The 877-nt window shown below is 69.2% G+C and carries 1 protein-coding gene; it reads right to left on the bottom strand.

Annotated elements, in window-relative coordinates; translation table 11 throughout:
- A partial coding sequence (locus tag MHZ35_RS17890) for a hypothetical protein (RefSeq protein ID WP_239436852.1) occupies positions 1-877 on the bottom strand: 877 nt, incomplete at both ends.

Consider the following 877-nt stretch of genomic DNA (forward strand, 5'->3'; position numbering starts at 1 on the left):
TTCAAGTCGAGGATCGTCCGCAGCTTCTCCAGCTGTCGTCCACGTTCGTTGTCGTTCGCGGCCGACAGCGCCAGCTCCAGCTGCGCCAACTGCATAGAATCGCGCTGATCCTCCACGGTGCTGGCGTAATACTCAGCCCGCCGCTTCGCCTCGCCCGCCCATGCCTCATCGACACGCGCGTCAACGAACTGCTTGCGAGCATCTCCGGTGTAGCCCTGGGTATCCGCTTCGCTCTCGGCGGCGCGGCGTGCGGCATCCATGGCGCGGCTCAGCGGATCCTTCGACAGATCGTAGATGCTGGCGATCGTTTCTGCGAACCGCGCCTTGGCGGCGTCCGTCGCGCGGACCGCGCCGCTGTTCGCCTCTTCCTCGTGAGCGTCCGCGAGTGCCTTGCGATAGGCCTCGATGACGGCCGTCAGCTGCGTCAGCGCCTCTCCCTGGGCGACCGTCTGCAACTTCAGCAGCGGGCGAAGCGCAGCTTCGTCCGACAGCGCGCGCGACATGTCGTCGGCGGAGAGCGTGCCGGCAAGCACCTGCGCACGAACAGCGGCGCGTGCCGCCGTCTCCTCGCGCAGCTGCGCCACCGACTTGGCGCCGTTCGCCACCTGCTCGCCGACCATCACCTGCAGCTGACGCTGCACCTGCGCGTCCGTGTCGATCCCGCGCCGGGTGGCGTCGGTAAGGCCCTTGCGAGCCGCTTCCGCGCGCAGCGCCGCATCACCGCCGACCAGATAGGCGCGCGCTAGATCGAGGGAAGCCTGCGCATTTACGTCCATCGCTGCGGCCTGCCGCGCGAGGGACTGCCCGTGCCGGTCGGTCTTCTCCCGGGCGGCGTTCACAGCCGCCTCGAGTGGCGCCAGGCGGGCGGTGTACGGGC

Source organism: Sphingomonas sp. ACRSK, assembly GCF_022346685.1.
GTDB lineage: Bacteria > Pseudomonadota > Alphaproteobacteria > Sphingomonadales > Sphingomonadaceae > Sphingomonas > Sphingomonas molluscorum.